Origin of the sequence: Paenibacillus sp. RC334 (assembly GCF_030034735.1) — a bacterium.
Classification (GTDB): domain Bacteria; phylum Bacillota; class Bacilli; order Paenibacillales; family Paenibacillaceae; genus Paenibacillus; species Paenibacillus terrae_A.
This window is the reverse complement of sequence record NZ_CP125370.1, coordinates 1,910,209-1,925,578: the sequence shown is the minus strand read 5'-3', so window position 1 is coordinate 1,925,578 and position 15,370 is coordinate 1,910,209. Positions and strand designations below refer to the sequence as shown.

Sequence of the window (15,370 nt, the reverse complement as noted above, 5' to 3'; positions counted from 1 at the left end):
CAGCACATCACCTCTTAACATTTTGGATTGATTACTTCTTTGTCAAAACGGAACGGGAATACTCGTGCACATACTCTGTAAGCTCTCTCAGCTTATCTAACGAAGCTTCTGGAAATAAACCGTGACCCAGATTAAAAATATATCCCGGCTCCAAAATTCCTTCATCCACAATCGTTTTCGCGTACTGTTTAATTACATGTATCGGCGCTGTGAGCACGTAAGGATCCAGATTTCCCTGCACACCAAAAGCATTCCCCAAACGACGGCGTCCTTCAGGTATACTCACCCGCCAGTCCAGTCCGATCACATCGGCTTTTACCCCGCCCAGCAGCGGAAGCAACTCACCGGAGCTTACACCTGGAAAATAAATTTTCGGTACGTCCAGATCGGACAGCTCATGGAAAATACGTGTAATCGTCGGCAGCACAAACGTTTGGAAATCATGAGGCGAAAGCGCCCCTACCCAGCTGTCAAACAGTTGAAATGCCTTGCCGCCGTTAGCGATATGGGCACGCACGTATGTAATAACCATGTCTCCAAGCTTGTCCATCAGCCGACGCCATAATTCAGGCTCTCCGTACATCATGGCCTTAGTGCGGATATATCCCTTGGACGGTCTGCCTTCTATTAAATAACTAGCAATTGTAAAAGGAGCTCCGGCGAACGTAATCAGCGGTACCTCCAGCTCACGGTCCAAAATACGGATCGTTTCCAAAATATGACCCAGATCTCGTTCTACATCAATCGGGCGCAGCTTGTCCACATCCGCCGCAGTACGAATCGGATTATCAATAACCGGACCAATATTTTTGACAATATCAAAATCAACCCCCAGCGAGGCCACCGGATTCATAATATCAGAATATAAAATAGCAGCGTCCACCCCGAGCTTGCGCACGGGCATTAAGGTCACTTCTGCGGCCAGCTCGGGCTGACGACAAATTTCAAGCAACGTGTATTTCTCTTTAATTTTGCGATATTCAGGATCATACCTTCCGGCCTGCCGCATGTACCATACGGGAATATGATCCACAGCCTGCTTGCGGCAAGCGCGGATAAAGGTATCGTTGTAGGTCATGACTTCAGCCTCCAGTTCGAATCGTAACTACTGTGTTTTATTATGCCCTTTTTCAAGAGTCGTAACAACCGCCACTGGCAGACAATTCATGACAAACCCATGACATTTGGATAAAGTTTCAATGAAGTGTGCTATACTAGAGAAATGGCTTTTTTAAAGCTCCGGGAAGTTCTACTTAGGATAAGTAGTTTTGCATCAGCAAGAAATGACAGAAAGGAAGTGAAAGCACATTGAAAACGTGGGAGACGTGGAAAGTCAATCTCATTGTGCTTTGGTTCGGTCAGTTTCTGGTCAATGCGGGTATTACGATGATTACTCCATTCCTCGCCCTCTATCTGGCTCAAGACCTTCATGTGAAGGGAGAACATGATATCGGGCTGTGGGCCGGAGTTATTTTTGCCGCAAACTTTTTGACTTCATTTATGTTCCAGCCTCTATGGGGCAAGCTGGCTGACCGATATGGACGCAAAGCAATGCTACTCCGCTCGGGTTTCGGTATGGCTCTGGTGATCGGCTGCATGGGTTTGGTCACCCATCCGTGGCAACTGTTGGCGCTTCGTCTGCTGAACGGTACGATTTCGGGTTTCAATCCGGCTTCGATTTCTCTGGTGTCGGGTACCACACCCAAAGAACGGACCGGTTTCGCTATGGGGATTATGCAATCCGGTCAGATGGCGGGTACGATTCTCGGCCCTCTGATGGGCGGTTTTTTGGCTGACTGGGTTGGATTCAGACCGATCTTTTACATTACAGGCGCTCTTATTCTTGTAGCCTCTCTCATCGCAATGTTTCTGGTTAAGGAAGATTTCAGCAAAGCCGAAGCTGCACGAATACCGCAAATTTCGGTTCTTGCCGGATTAAAGGAGCTAAGCCATACGCCCCAGCTTCCGGCTCTGTTTACCGTAACGTTCCTGCTCCAGTTTGCCATGATCAGTACGGTATCTTTGTTGCCGTTATATGTGCAAAAGCTGTATGGGTCGGCAGAAGGAATTGCGCTCATTGCTGGCTTTGTTACAGCCATTACCGGCGTATCCAATATGGTCGCTGCGCCGCTGCTTGGAAGATTGAGTGACAAGATCGGGGCACACCGCATTTTGACCCTCGCTCTGCTCGGAACAGCACTTATGCTCATTCCACAGGCTTTTGTCAATCAGGTGTGGCAGCTCGTCACGATTCGTTTTTTCATGGGTATATTTATGGGCGGTCTGCTGCCGAGCGTAAACGCGCTGATTCGCACGTATACACCGGAAGGCATGGAAAGCCGTTCGTTCGGCTTCAATACCAGCTCGCTGTCGCTTGGTAATATGCTGGGCGCTGTCATTGGCGGGGTGCTGTCCGGATTTATCGGCATCGAAGGACTATTCATCATGTCAGGTGTCCTGCTGATCGTCAACATATTCTGGGTACGTATGAAGCTCTACGATCGTAAGCCAGCACCTGATTTCAGGTAAAATAGCCCTCTCGTAAGGGCAACCTTCCAGAACAGACAAGAACCTCCGATCCACAATTTTGTGGACAAGGAGGTTCTTTTTTGTATAGCTACTTTTTGTATAGCTATATAAGTAGTATTACAACCTATTTTACTCGTGCCAATGCCAATCCGTCATAGGCTGGCAAAAGCGTACTAACCAGCCGTGGGTCCGTAGCTATCGTTTCGTTAAAGCGTCTCACAGCCTGTACGGCAGGGCCGTTCTTGTCGGTATTAAGCGTCCGTCCGCGAAGGAAACAGTTATCTCCCGCAATAATGGCTCCTGGATTCGCCAGAGCAATCGCATATTCCAGATACACCGGGTAATTTTCCTTATCGGCATCGATGAAGAAAAAATCGAAGGTCCTCCCCTCTTCCTGAAGCTCCTTCAGGCTGTCCGCTGCAGGTCCGAGACGATATTCGACACGGTCACCGTAGCCGTTTTCCTCCATATGTCTATGTGCCAGTGCCGCATACGCTTCTTTCAGCTCCAATGACACAATGCGTCCCTTTTCTCCCAGCCCACGGGCCAGACATAATCCGCTGTATCCGCCTAATGCGCCAATCTCCAGTACCTGCTGCGCGCCGGATGCCTCAATCAGAAAGGTAAGCAGCTTCCCGTAAGGATGAGCCACCGATACCTCAGGCATTCCCTCTCCAACAATGGCCTCCCTGATGCCGCGGAGCGCTTCATCCTCCTGTACCAGTTGGTCTACATATTGTTCAGGCGTCATATTGGGTGTAATTTCCACGTTTCATCTCTCCTTCTCGCTTTATCATAACGCAGGTTGAAAGCGATGTCCTTCGTAAATTATTTGCCTTAATTATTTGTCTCTTCGTGTACAATGACCTATACTATAGGGATTGAAACAAGCTTATATGATTATGGGGACGGAGTGAATACGTTTAATGACTCAACTGCAACTAATTGCAACTGCGCCGATGGGACTTGAAGCCGTCGTGGCTCGGGAGCTCAGAGAACTCGGATATGAGGACCTGACCGTCGAGAATGGCCGCGTCGTTTTTTCCGGTGATTATATGGATATATGCCGGTGTAACCTGTGGCTGCGCACATCAGACCGCGTTCTTATTAAAATGGGTGAATTTGCCGCAACCACCTTCGATGAGCTGTTTGAGGGCACCAAAGCTTTGCCATGGCAGGATTGGATTCCTTTGGATGGTGAATTTCCTGTAGAGGGACGTTCGCACAAATCACAGCTTAGTAGCGTACCAGCCAGTCAGGGAATCGTCAAGAAGGCGATTGTGGAAAAGCTCAAGGAAACCTATCACACGGATTGGTTTGAGGAGAACGGCCCTCGTTATGTTATAGAGGTCATTCTCTTAAATGACCGTGCATTGCTAACGCTCGATACGACGGGTCCGGGGCTGCACAAGCGCGGCTACCGCAAGCTCGTAACGGAGGCACCGCTCAAAGAGACGATGGCTTCGGCTCTTATTCAGCTTAGCCGCTGGACCCCGGATCGACCATTCTATGACCCGTGCTGCGGTTCCGGTACTCTGCTGGTAGAAGCAGCAATGCAGGCATGGAATATTGCCCCGGGATTGAGACGTACCTTTAACTCGGAGGACTGGCCTGTCATTGGTCGCGAGCTTTGGGATCAAGCTCGTGACGAAGCGATGGATTTGACCCGCGATGACATTCCTTTCGAGATTGCAGGCAGCGATATTGACCCGGGTGCCATCGAAGTCGCAGAGGCAGCTGTAAAGTCGGCAGGCTTCGCTAAAGATATCTCCCTAAAGGTAATGCCTGTAACGAAAGTCAGACTTGAAGGCCAATATGGTGTGATGATTACCAATCCACCCTATGGTGAGAGATTGAGCGAGCAATCCGAGGTGGAAAAGCTGATCCGTTCACTCGCACGCACGGCAGCGGAAATGAAGACATGGTCCTTCTTTGCTATCAGCTCCACCAAGCAATTCGAGCACTATTGGGGCCGTAAAGCCGATAAGAGACGCAAGCTGTTTAATGGCCGGATCGAATGCCAATACTATCAGTATCTGGGCCCTCTACCGCCGCGCCGCAAAGATACTCCGCCGTTGCAGTCTTAAATAGATGATGCCCAGGCCAGGAAGCGAACCATCCGTTCGCCTCCTGGCCTGATTTGTGCTGTTCATAGGATAAAAATGTGGCTTTCCCCTGCTGTACTGGAAGGAAAATGCTGTATTTTCTTTACTTAATCATTGAAATGCGCGGGATGAGCGCTATAATAATTAAAGGCGATTTCGGTTTTAACATTACGTTAATATGTAGTTTATACTAGCCGAACATTTATGCCGAAGGGGGTAAAGTGTTGGTTATTCGCACGGCCGGTGCAAATCGCACTGGAAACATGTTCAGCAGAATGCTGCTGTCCCGATATTTTGGGTTTGGTCTGTTTTTTGTACTTATGATTGGCAAGCTCGTTCTGATCCACCATAACCTGCATGCCCAAAATATTGACATGAATCCGCTGGATTATGTCATCGCTATCGGTTCGCTCCTGCTTGTGAGTTTTTGGACCCTATGGCTGTCAAGGCGCGGACGTTTGGTCGCTCTTGTAGTGCTCGATATTTTGCTTACCGCTCTCATTTATTCTGACATGGTTTATTATCGGTATTTTCAGGATTTCATTACGATCCCCGTCTTGCTTCAAGCTGGACAAGTTGATTCCTTGGGTGGAAGTATCGCATCTCTGATGTACTGGTGGGATCTTTTCTTTTTTGCAGACTGGATACTGTTCATTCCGTATGTGATGTTCATGGCTTCCTTACGGCGTCGGTATGTAACAAGTGATCCTTACTTCAAAACGTCCCGCCGCTCATTCACCAAAAGCTTTTTGCTTCGCTTCTCCAAAGGAGCGCTGGCCTTCCTGATCGGCTACATTTTTACCTTTGGACCGATTAAATATTATACGTCCACGTGGGCAACCGGCATATTCGTCGGTAACTGGTGGTCGATGGCCCTGTACAATGTAACCGGGCTGATCGGATTTCACGGGTACGACATTTACCGCTATAGTCAGGATCATCTGGGATCCCAGCCTACGCTGGCTCAGGCGGAGTCCGATAAGGATAAGGAATGGTTTAATCAGCATCAAAAGCTGCTCCAAGTGAAAAATGACCTATCCGGCAAGTATAAAGGCAAAAATGTGATGGTCATTCAAGCTGAAGCGTATATGAACTTTTTCATCGGCAAAAAAATCAACGGTCAGGCCATTACGCCTAACTTTGACAAGCTGACGAAGGAAAGCATGTATTTTAACAATTATTATCACCAGACTGCGCAGGGCCGTACTTCGGACGCGGATTTCTCTACACATGCTTCTCTGCATCCGCTCCCTACAGGCTCGGTATTCATCCGTTATGCGGACCATAAATTCGATACGTTGCCTTCTATTCTAAAAGATACTGGCTACAGCCCTAATGCATTTCACGTATACGACAGCAGCTTCTGGAATCGCTATACAATGTATAAGGCAATGAACTATGACAAGTTCTACAGTAAAAAGGATTTTGAGATAGATGAGCCACTCGGCTGGTCACTGGGAGACAAATCCTTCTTCCGTCAAACGCTCAATGATCTCACCACTGAAGTAAAACAGCCGTTCTACGCCTATATGGTCGGAATTTCGAGCCACCACCCGTACAATCTGCCACCAGACGCCGTGGATCTGGACGTTGGTGAGTTTGAAGGGACCATGTTCGGAGACTATCTGAAATCCGTCCATTATGTGGACGAAGCACTAGGCGAGCTGGTCGATCAGATGAAGAAAGACGGATTGTGGGATAATACGATCCTCATGTTCTACGGGGATCACGACAATTCTATTAAAGATAAGGCACTGTATGAGAAATTTCTGGGTAAACCACTCACAGATCTCGACATGCAAAAAATCATGAACCAGGTGCCACTGCTAGTGCATCTTCCCGGTGGAAGCCGCGCGGGAACTTACACTGAACCGGCAGGACAGCTTGATCTGACACCTTCGGTGATGCATCTGCTTGGCATTTCAACGAAACCGTATTACTTTATGGGTAATGATCTGTTCAGCGAAAAGCCTCGTATGGTCGTGCTGCGCAGTGGCGCTTTCACTGATGGTCGTGTGTACTACATTCCATCTGAGGATGGCACGTTCTCCAAAGGAACTTGTTACAACCTCACCACAGGCCAGCCTACGGATGTGAACGCCTGCGGACCGGGGTATACTGAAGCTCTCAATCGGTTGAACATTTCCGATCAGGTGATCACATATGATCTCATTCGCCAATGGGAACCGGAAATCAAAGAAGTCACTGCGACTCCTTCGACATCCAATTAAATTTTCTGAGGAAGGTTGCTTACACAGCACTCTTCCCAGATTCCCGGAAAGATAATACCAACAAGAAAAGCCCGATCGAGCAGCAATATGCTGATGATCGGGCTTTTTGTATTCTTGAGCTAGTAAACCGCGCTCATTTGCATTTACGAATGCTTATGGGCGCAATGCTTTTTTGGCTTGCTCCAGCCGTTGTGTCTCTTCACCAAGCATTTCCTCGGCAACCTCTACCGCATCGTCGCCAAGGCTGTCCTTCGCCTGCTCTAAGGCATGCTCCGCATGAGTACGGGACTGCTCCGCCTGCTCAATCAGTTGCTCAGCCGGATGTGACAGTGCCTGAGAAACGGCATGGTGAAGCTTGTCCACCGAGTTTTGCGTTTGGGCCTCGACACTGTGATTGTCGAGATTGGAATCATATTGGGCCATGAGTCACTCCTCCTTCTGGGCAGTGGTCTGCATCCATTAGCATGGATCAGAAGAAGGGGAACTATACAAAGCTGTGAATGCTGCGTACTGGAATTATTTTATAAAACGCGCAGCCTTCTCCAATACTTCATCCTCTGTAGCTGCACTTATATAACGTCCGTTCACATATACAAACGCCCGCTTTCCACAAGGACCGCAATACGATTTGCAACCGATTTTGATCTCCGCATCCGGTGCCATCTTTTGCAGCTTGGGCAGGATCGTTTTCAAGCGAATATGATTGCATTCATCACATACGCGAATATCATTGGCCATCTGTCATCCCTCCGTGCTCCGGCTTAGTGGTCGCCGTGATTACCTTGGGAAGGGTTAGTAATGACAAATCCTTCTTCGGGGAAGTATAAGTAATCAATTTTTACACCATCCAGCAGCGGCTGGCCGTTTTCCAAAATAACATCAATGCCTTTATCTGTAGATACGACGGTATCTGTTTCTTTAGGCGTGTCCAAATCCAGCCCGTAATGAGCATGGTCTCCATGGGAATGAGTAATGACAACGCGCAGGCTCTTCCCTTGGTTTTCTTCTTTATCCAATTCAAGCTTTAATACTTTAGCTGCGTTGCGAGTAATTTTGCAATTCATCAACTTCATCTCCTTCATATTAATCAAATGAAGTGTGGTCCATCGGAGTATGAATATCCGTGCCACACAATTTAACAGGTAAATTCAACAACTACAAAATAGCCTCTATACTAGAAAGGCAATATTCCTATTGTAAAGAAAATGGCGAAAAATCGCAATCACGAAATTCATAAGCTTTTATTCCTACTGGACACGTACGTGCTGCTTCTCAAGCACATCGGGATATTTACGTTCAGCGCGGGTCACAAACCAGTTCATCAGCAGCAGCGTCACCCCAATGTCGTCAATGGGCATAAATGGCATGACATCTGGCAACACCCAATAGAGCAATACAGGGACGGCAAACAGCAACTTTTCACCCAATGGAATCTTCGACGAAGTAATAAACCGGGGCATGCGACGAAACACATGTGACCATTGACGGAGAGACAGTAATCTTTTCCACTTCATAGGTTGTTCACTCCATTTCCAATGCTCCTAAGTATATATCCCCCATTGAAGGGACATGTAAGAGGAACACTTGTAAAAACACGTGCTCCTCCTAATACGTGCTGATAAACCATGGAGTTTCAGGCTAACCCCTTTACCATGAAAGCACCGTTGCCATTAACATGCCCACCTCTGCCGCAATATCGTCATAATCACGCATAGGCAGCGGATTTACACCCAGCCCGACTTCAACGGTAAAACCCGGTTTTCCAAACCGCTGTATAAACCAGTCCTTATATCCCGCATCACTGCCCCCCAGCTTTACCGCCCGGTATCCTGTTGCAGCCGCCAGCCGTGATGCCCAATCCCGACTCTCCTTTGGCTCCAAATCCCGGTAATTCCAATAGATTTCCTGTCCCTGACTGTGTATGGACAACACCATATCAAACTGTTCCCGCTCCGTCAGATCGACAAGCGCTTTAGCCTCCGGCTCAGACAAAGGCGCAGGACCCGCATAATCCCTTCTGGACGGGCTTGTTTTACCGCGTCTACGTACCTCTTCCTCCCAATACGCCGGAAACTGATCGTTAAGGTCCACACCGCGAATGTTAGCCTTCCATCCACGATAATCAGCACGGCCTTCATTCCACTTTCTTAAGTCATGGTACAGGGGATGAGACGGAAGGACACCTTGTTGAACCAGTTCCACCCCATCTGGATTGACCATGGGCACTACCCATAAAGAAGTGCGGTATAGCCAGGTTTGTGGAGAAACTCCATATATCCATAGAGGAGCCTCGCCTTGATCCTCACGCTCATCATGATGCTCCCCACCTTTATTTCCATTCGTACTGTCGACTCCTTGCGCATATCGCTCTACAAAACGCAGCAAACATGGTGTCGTCAGCCATTCATTGGCATGTACAGAGGCGTTGACGTGAATTTTCAGCGGGCCCCGTCCAATGCGTACATAGGGGATATCCTTCCCCATGACACTGGTGCCGATGCTGCCCACTTCAATAAACGGATACCTTTGAGCCAGGGCCGCAAGATCTTCTCTCAAGTCCTCGTATCCATACTCTCCACGCAAACGTACAATCTGATTCTGATGGTTTTCAGGTATAATAATGGTTTTTCCTTCCACAAAATCATGCTCCGCAAGTTCGGGATTGACCTGCCGCAGCTCATCAAGCTCCATACCAAACTGCTTGGCAATCTGTCTGGCATGCTCAGCGGCCTGAATAACGTATTTACGATCCATTGACGGACGAATGTACAGCACTTGACCACAAATCAGATAGGGTTGCGCGGCAGTCCACGGATTGTCTGCCATCAATGTATCTGCCGATAATTTAAAAGCCGAGGCGACCCGGTGCAAAGTATCTCCTTTTTGTACGATATATTCCCTCATCTTCTACGCCCCTTCCATCTGTCTTACTGCATGTTATGCAGACGCGGCGTGTCTTGATGTAACGAATACCAAAACAGCCGATTCTTTTGTCCAATGACAAAAAAATCGGCTGCCTCATCAATCCAGATTGGTAACCTGCCAAACAACAGGCGTTTGACGAATTTGCTCCCCAAGCCACTGTGCGGCAATGCTCTGGAACATTTCCGGATCACCGGAACAAAAAAGCTGATGCACAGGGGTTTCATCCCCGGCCTCTAACTTGCCCTTGTTATACAAAATCGTACTCGTCTCACGAGCCGTTTCGTCTGCTGAACTAATCAGCTTCACGTTAGGGCCCATCACTTCCTGAATCGTTTCCTTCAAAAAAGGATAATGCGTACAACCGAGAATCAAACAATCAATCGGGTACGCTTGAATCGGCTTCAACGACTCCTCTACGACCTCTGATGTTGTGTCTGAGCGGAACAGTCCCTGTTCCACCAAAGGAACGAGAGCAGGGCAGGCATGACTCAACACGTCTACATAGGGGGATAGTTGCTTCAGCGCAGCCGTATAGGCTCCGCTTCGAATCGTACCGACAGTCCCAATCACCCCGACATGCCCGGTGGCTGTTGCGCTGATTGCAGCACGTGCCCCAGGGTGGATGACTCCGATCACCGGAATGGATACCTTTTGGCTAATATAATCCAATGCCGCGGCTGTTGCCGTGTTGCAGGCAATAATAATGACTTTCGGATCAAATTGAATCAGAAAATCAACCATTTGCTCTGTAAATTTCTTAACCTCTTCCGATGGCCGGGGTCCATACGGGGTGCGCGCAGTGTCTCCAAAATAAATGATTTTTTCCCGTGGAAGCTGACGCATGACTTCTTTAACTACCGTCAAACCTCCTACACCGGAATCCAATATTGCAATCGCTTGCTGCACGTACACACCGCTTCCTTTTTTGTTCAAGTATGAGTCGTTCCCTCTCGGGAAGCTATCCGTTGCTACATACCTTATGTTGTATTCGAGTAAAAGGTACCCCCAAATATTACTCGAAAAAGGGAAAGCCATCAACAAAGAGGCTTCATCCCAACAGGAGAAGCCTCAAAGCGAATCCATATTCAGCTATATTATATTCATTTAGAGCTGATTACAGAGAATCCTTTTTCGTATCTTCTTGAACAGGAGCAGATGAAATGCTGACTTCGGGAAGAACTTCACTTTTTTTACGAAATTGTCCGATTTCATGAATGACCGCTGAGGCCGTATCCTTAATTTTATCGGTATACTCAATAGAGGCGTCTGTAATTTTCCCCGCCAGTTCCTGCCCTCTATCACTGACAAGACGGGCCTGATCCTTTATGTCCTGACGCAGATCACGACCTGACTTGGGGGCAAACAGCAGCGCAGCGAGCGAACCGGCAATGCTACCTGCTACCGCACCACGGATAAAGCTTTTGTGGTATTCTTTCATCATCATCTCTCCCTTGTGCCCGGGCGAATGCCCATCTGTTAATGCATTATAAGCACGGAGAGCTTGTCATGACACAGCGAACAAGCCATGAAAGTTCCTACATTTTTCGGGACCGGATACGGTACAGGCAGCAACGTCCTCCATCCGCCAAGCAATCCTCACGGACAACTTCGGCATCAAGCAGCTCCTCGAACATTTGCTGCTCACATTCACAAGCCTTGCGGTAACGGCCTGCAATTTGGAAAATCGGACAATTATATTCCACAATAGAGTAGCTCCCGTCCTCTTCTTCCCGCCACTCCGCCATATAACCGGAAGCGTTCTGAATACCGGAAAGCTTTTCCACACGTGAAGCCAGCGTGGTCTCGCGCTCTATCTGAGGGGCGTAACGCTTCATCATTTTGCGTTTTCTGCCGTCAAACAGAGAGTAAACAGCTTCCATTCCCCGCTCTTCATCCAGTTCCTCCAGCAGCTCCAGCAACAAATGATCATAATTTCGGGGGGAACTGCTCACTTCCCTGCTCACTCAGACTGTACAAAAACGTCGGACGTCCCATCGCCTGCCGCACTACTGTAGCGACGATGAGACCATCCTGATCCATCAATTTGAGATGCCTGCGCACCCCCATTTCAGTAATGCCCAATTGAGCTGCCAAGCTTCCGACGCCCACAGGACCCTGGGTTTTCAATAGTGTCATAATCATGCGCCTGGTGGGCATTTCGGGTACGATATGCTTATCCGTCACTTTAGCCTTTACACTCCCTCGGGCTGCTGACCCAATTCCTTATTTAAGTAGTCATGCACACTGGATGCAAAACGCTCCAATAGCTCGGGCAGCTCAGGTGTAAGCGGATGAAGGCTCGTCCGGTCCCAATGGAAATACTCCTGCACCAAGGGTTTCCGCAAAGCTACCAGCTCCAGCAGCGGATTAAACACGGTATCATCCAGTACACCCTCTTCATGAATGATACCAATAATATCCTCATAGCTGCTGGCATCGCGCATAATAAATCCGTCAATGATATAGCTTCCTACGTCCGTCACCGTTTCAATCGCCAGATGAAGGCAGCGCTCCTGCACCAGCCCCTGCAACAAATCTCCGTTCCAAGCGGCCGATATGCGGCGGAGTCCTGCAACAATGTCGGTAACGGCCCCTAGCCGAAGCTCAATTTGCTCCCGGTTGACATAATACAAGATCCTGCACCTCCCGTAACCGCTTCAAATTTCATAATCAACTGCGATCGATACATCCTTCACTTCATTCATGTGTACAATGATCTCCTGATGCACAGGGTGTACCTGATACGTTTGCAAGTCCTCCAATGTTTCGACTACAGCCGTAAGGGAAATATCATAAGATCGTTCCGAACGAATCACATCCGTACCTATTTCGAGTGACAGAAGTTCTTTGATTTTACCGTTCATGCTGCGCAAAATGGATGCCGTATGCTCAATGCTTTCAGGGGAGCGGTCTTTCAATTTGAACAAAACAATATGTTTAATCATACGTATAGGCTCCTTATCTTTTAAAATGTTCTCTTCAAAATTTTATCATAACGCCCCACATACGGAAAGAAGCTTTATAATTCTAGCGATCTTTTCCACCATCTTTCCCACCAGACTCCTTGTCCTTCAGCAGAGCAAAAAAATTCTTGAGCTTTGGTGGAAGTGGCAAGCCCATGCGTGAGCAGTTTTCTGTAATCGAGATTAATTCGTTGGATAAATAAAAATACGTCGCCGCCCCTTTCATGATTTCGGTGCCCATCAGGAGATCCATATGATGTGCCAAAGAAATCACCATCAGCATCAAAGCCTTTCTCGTCAATCCCCAAAAACCGGCTTTGCTGCTCAAGCCTTGTCCAGTCTTAATCGCTGCGGCAACTCCTGTCACATAATCAACAGCCATCGCAACTGTGAACAGCACCATCAACTGATTCCAGCCGCCAAATGCAAATGTTATAATGGCACCTGTGGTAGCACAAAACATACTAAACATAGCCGGGTTAATATTCATACCTGTTCCTCCTCTCGGGGCGGTTACTGCAATATATGCAGCGACGTGGCAACCCGTAAAGTCATATGACCTGAACAGGGATATGTAATTCATAGATTCATATAAAATTTATGGGCAACGTAATACTTGTTTATCCAACACGCCTGATTTCTGCTTACCGCTTATAAAAAAACAGACCCCCTCTTCAAAAAAATAAAGTAGGGTAGCCTGTTTTTCTGACAGCTATTCAATTAACGATGATCATTCCAAAAATTAAGTGGAGTCAAATTGCCATTTAACGGCTCGAACGAATAGCCTTCTTTCTGCAAAGCTGCCATGATCTGTGGAAGCACCTTGATCGTAGATGGCTTATCATGCATAAGAACGACAGGTGTTCTGCCTTGTTTCTTCAATCTTTTAATATCACGCAGAACGCTCTGTTCAAAATGCTCTGGATTTTTGGTATAACGCCAATCGTTGGAATCTACATTCCAATCCCAAATATGATAGCCTGCACCCGTCAGTTGATCACGGAATGCTTTATTCAAATAAGGTTTGCTGCCATAAGGCGTACGAATTAAAGAAGTGCGTTGCCCTGTTGCCTGGAATAAAATCTCATTATCCTGATTCATTTCTGCAAGCGCCGCTGCCGGAGAAGCATAGATTTTCTTCACCTGGTGCGTCATCCCGTGCAAGCCCAAACCATGACCCGCCTCTACCATTCTCTTCATAACTGCACTATGTTGACGAATTTCCGGTCCCAACATGAAGAAAGTCGCCTTGGCATTATATTTATCCAAGATATCCAACAACTGTGAAGTATGGGCTGTAGGACCGTCATCGAAGCTCAAATAAATCGTACGGCTTGATGGGGAAGCGTTCCCCTTAGTTCCTGTATTGCCAGATTTTCCTGGCTTCACAGCAACATACTGTTTAATTTCTGCGGCAAATTTGTTCAAAAATTGTGCATCAGACAAGCTTGCATTCGCATTCTGAATCCGGTATACATTGCTTGAAGGTATCGTGATGGTAAAACCGAAGGCATCCGCCAATGTGCGAATCGGCACCATCGTACGTCCTCCGCGCTCAAAAACATCACCCTTGGTCACATCCAGCGTAAAGCTGCGATTATGTCCCGTCAACTGCAATGTACGTCCGCTGACCGAAGTCGAAATCCCCATCTTTTGACCTAATGTAACGATAGGTACATACAACTTGTCATTTTCCATCACCGGCTGAATCGTATTAGAATCCAGTAATACATCATTGACTCCCAGCAAAGGAGTCTTCGCTTGCGCACTTGCCGTATTCGTATGTATGCCCAACAGACCCAAACAACAGATTGCCATCAAACATACAGCCATCCATTTTACATTCAAAAACTTCATTACTTACACCATCCTGTGCTGTATTTTATATGTGCGGGAGCTATCTCTAGCTTGTCTATGAAGTTATACAGACATGACGGTATAGACATGGCAATATAGACATTCACTAAACATATAGAACATAAACGTATCTCAACTTTTTGAATCGGAACGCCTTTCCGTCCCCCCCCTATATATATTAATAGATTACCAGAGTATAGTATGTAAATATAGTGAAACAATTCGACAACAATCTCGCAATCTCCCCGACCATCGAGATTACAAAGTTGTGAATAAATTAGCTGAGTTAAAATGCAAGCGATTAATAAATTCTTTTAGTAGAACTAGAGCTTATAAAACAAGCCTTTCATGAATTTTGTACTCAGTATTAAGTGGCTATAACAGACCACTCCCCTTTACAGTCATACAATAATTATTGAAACTTCATTAAGACATTCTTCTGAAAATAAGATAACTTCTTTTTTTCCGAACCTGCTCTTATTTTCATAAAAAAAGAAATCCCCTAGTCTTAATTCTCCTTATTGCTTCCAAGTTGTAGAGAACTCCTTCACCATCAATTGCATTATACTCTGCAATTAAACGTGACTCTACGGCAATAGTTTTAAATATATTTAATTCAGCTTTATGGCTGTACCCATTGTACTCTTATACTTCCCTATTATGAAATTCCCATATTCAATTCATCTGCATAAAATAACCCAATGAGTCCAATGCAAATGAAAAACCTTGAAGGAATTTATCCCTCAAGGCGAATTTGGCT

Annotated in this window: 16 protein-coding genes and 1 pseudogene; 3 read left to right on the top strand and 14 right to left on the bottom strand. The window is 47.0% G+C overall.

Going from position 1 to position 15,370, the window contains the following annotated elements; all coding sequences use genetic code 11:
* Positions 1–31 precede the first annotated feature (31 nt).
* Positions 32–1,078: a uroporphyrinogen decarboxylase gene (gene hemE, locus QMK20_RS09075; protein WP_283655457.1), complete on the bottom strand. Its 1,047-nt coding sequence runs from the start codon at positions 1,076–1,078 to the stop codon at positions 32–34.
* 230 nt (positions 1,079–1,308) lie between these two features.
* Here hemE and QMK20_RS09070 point away from each other — a divergent pair, with 230 nt between their 5' ends.
* A complete protein-coding gene (locus tag QMK20_RS09070) occupies positions 1,309–2,529 on the top strand; it encodes an MFS transporter (protein WP_044646322.1) in 1,221 nt (406 codons plus the stop codon).
* 124 nt (positions 2,530–2,653) lie between these two features.
* Here QMK20_RS09070 and QMK20_RS09065 read toward each other — a convergent pair whose 3' ends face one another.
* A complete protein-coding gene (locus tag QMK20_RS09065) occupies positions 2,654–3,298 on the bottom strand; it encodes an O-methyltransferase (RefSeq protein WP_283655456.1) in 645 nt (214 codons plus the stop codon).
* A 157-nt stretch (positions 3,299–3,455) separates the two neighbouring features.
* On the opposite strand from QMK20_RS09065, the gene QMK20_RS09060 reads away from it, so the two are divergent.
* Positions 3,456–4,616 carry a THUMP domain-containing class I SAM-dependent RNA methyltransferase gene (locus QMK20_RS09060; RefSeq protein ID WP_283655455.1) on the top strand — a complete coding sequence of 387 codons (1,161 nt, stop codon included), beginning with the start codon at positions 3,456–3,458 and terminating at the stop codon, positions 4,614–4,616.
* A gap of 239 nt (positions 4,617–4,855) precedes the next feature.
* Entirely contained in the window at positions 4,856–6,865 is a 2,010-nt protein-coding gene (locus tag QMK20_RS09055; protein WP_283655454.1) for an LTA synthase family protein, read from the top strand.
* A 153-nt stretch (positions 6,866–7,018) separates the two neighbouring features.
* Here QMK20_RS09055 and QMK20_RS09050 read toward each other — a convergent pair whose 3' ends face one another.
* The 12 genes and pseudogenes from QMK20_RS09050 to QMK20_RS08995 form a co-directional block, all read right to left on the bottom strand.
* Positions 7,019–7,288 carry a hypothetical protein gene (locus QMK20_RS09050; RefSeq protein ID WP_044646319.1) on the bottom strand — a complete coding sequence of 90 codons (270 nt, stop codon included), beginning with the start codon at positions 7,286–7,288 and terminating at the stop codon, positions 7,019–7,021.
* Positions 7,289–7,381: 93 nt separating this feature from the next.
* Positions 7,382–7,603 (bottom strand): YuzB family protein, encoded by a 222-nt coding sequence (locus QMK20_RS09045; protein WP_014280826.1) that lies wholly within the window; start codon positions 7,601–7,603, stop codon positions 7,382–7,384.
* A 23-nt stretch (positions 7,604–7,626) separates the two neighbouring features.
* Positions 7,627–7,929: a heme biosynthesis protein HemY gene (locus tag QMK20_RS09040; protein ID WP_014280825.1), complete on the bottom strand. Its 303-nt coding sequence runs from the start codon at positions 7,927–7,929 to the stop codon at positions 7,627–7,629.
* Between the two features lie 183 nt (positions 7,930–8,112).
* A complete protein-coding gene (locus QMK20_RS09035; protein ID WP_283655453.1) occupies positions 8,113–8,379 on the bottom strand; it encodes a hypothetical protein in 267 nt (88 codons plus the stop codon).
* A gap of 133 nt (positions 8,380–8,512) precedes the next feature.
* Complete coding sequence (locus QMK20_RS09030) at positions 8,513–9,769, bottom strand: M14 family metallopeptidase (protein WP_283655452.1); 1,257 nt, start codon at positions 9,767–9,769, stop codon at positions 8,513–8,515.
* Between the two features lie 117 nt (positions 9,770–9,886).
* Positions 9,887–10,696, bottom strand: a complete 810-nt coding sequence (gene racE, locus QMK20_RS09025; RefSeq protein ID WP_044646372.1) for a glutamate racemase — start codon at positions 10,694–10,696, stop codon at positions 9,887–9,889.
* 208 nt (positions 10,697–10,904) lie between these two features.
* On the bottom strand, positions 10,905–11,228 hold the full coding sequence (locus QMK20_RS09020) for a YtxH domain-containing protein (protein ID WP_283655451.1): 324 nt from the start codon (positions 11,226–11,228) through the stop codon (positions 10,905–10,907).
* Between the two features lie 97 nt (positions 11,229–11,325).
* Positions 11,326–11,974, bottom strand: a pseudogene (locus tag QMK20_RS09015) (helix-turn-helix transcriptional regulator).
* Positions 11,975–11,982: 8 nt separating this feature from the next.
* On the bottom strand, positions 11,983–12,423 hold the full coding sequence (locus QMK20_RS09010; RefSeq protein ID WP_283655450.1) for a DUF86 domain-containing protein: 441 nt from the start codon (positions 12,421–12,423) through the stop codon (positions 11,983–11,985).
* A gap of 24 nt (positions 12,424–12,447) precedes the next feature.
* A complete protein-coding gene (locus QMK20_RS09005; protein WP_250267997.1) occupies positions 12,448–12,735 on the bottom strand; it encodes a Dabb family protein in 288 nt (95 codons plus the stop codon).
* A gap of 82 nt (positions 12,736–12,817) precedes the next feature.
* The gene (locus tag QMK20_RS09000; RefSeq protein ID WP_014280817.1) at positions 12,818–13,243 is read right to left on the bottom strand and encodes a phage holin family protein; all 426 of its coding nucleotides are present in this window, start codon (positions 13,241–13,243) and stop codon (positions 12,818–12,820) included.
* A gap of 230 nt (positions 13,244–13,473) precedes the next feature.
* Positions 13,474–14,610, bottom strand: a complete 1,137-nt coding sequence (locus QMK20_RS08995) for a polysaccharide deacetylase family protein (RefSeq protein ID WP_283655449.1) — start codon at positions 14,608–14,610, stop codon at positions 13,474–13,476.
* Positions 14,611–15,370 lie beyond the last annotated feature (760 nt).

Coding starts and splice junctions, on each gene's coding strand:
- QMK20_RS09000 (WP_014280817.1), bottom strand. CDS start 13,243: ATGAATATTAACCCGGCTATGTTTAGTATGTTTTGTGCTACCACAGGT.
- QMK20_RS09020 (WP_283655451.1), bottom strand. CDS start 11,228: ATGAAAGAATACCACAAAAGCTTTATCCGTGGTGCGGTAGCAGGTAGC.
- hemE (WP_283655457.1), bottom strand. CDS start 1,078: ATGACCTACAACGATACCTTTATCCGCGCTTGCCGCAAGCAGGCTGTG.
- QMK20_RS09045 (WP_014280826.1), bottom strand. CDS start 7,603: ATGGCCAATGATATTCGCGTATGTGATGAATGCAATCATATTCGCTTG.
- QMK20_RS09005 (WP_250267997.1), bottom strand. CDS start 12,735: ATGATTAAACATATTGTTTTGTTCAAATTGAAAGACCGCTCCCCTGAA.
- QMK20_RS08995 (WP_283655449.1), bottom strand. CDS start 14,610: ATGAAGTTTTTGAATGTAAAATGGATGGCTGTATGTTTGATGGCAATC.
- QMK20_RS09040 (WP_014280825.1), bottom strand. CDS start 7,929: ATGAATTGCAAAATTACTCGCAACGCAGCTAAAGTATTAAAGCTTGAA.
- QMK20_RS09030 (WP_283655452.1), bottom strand. CDS start 9,769: ATGAGGGAATATATCGTACAAAAAGGAGATACTTTGCACCGGGTCGCC.
- QMK20_RS09050 (WP_044646319.1), bottom strand. CDS start 7,288: ATGGCCCAATATGATTCCAATCTCGACAATCACAGTGTCGAGGCCCAA.
- QMK20_RS09035 (WP_283655453.1), bottom strand. CDS start 8,379: ATGAAGTGGAAAAGATTACTGTCTCTCCGTCAATGGTCACATGTGTTT.
- QMK20_RS09060 (WP_283655455.1), top strand. CDS start 3,456: ATGACTCAACTGCAACTAATTGCAACTGCGCCGATGGGACTTGAAGCC.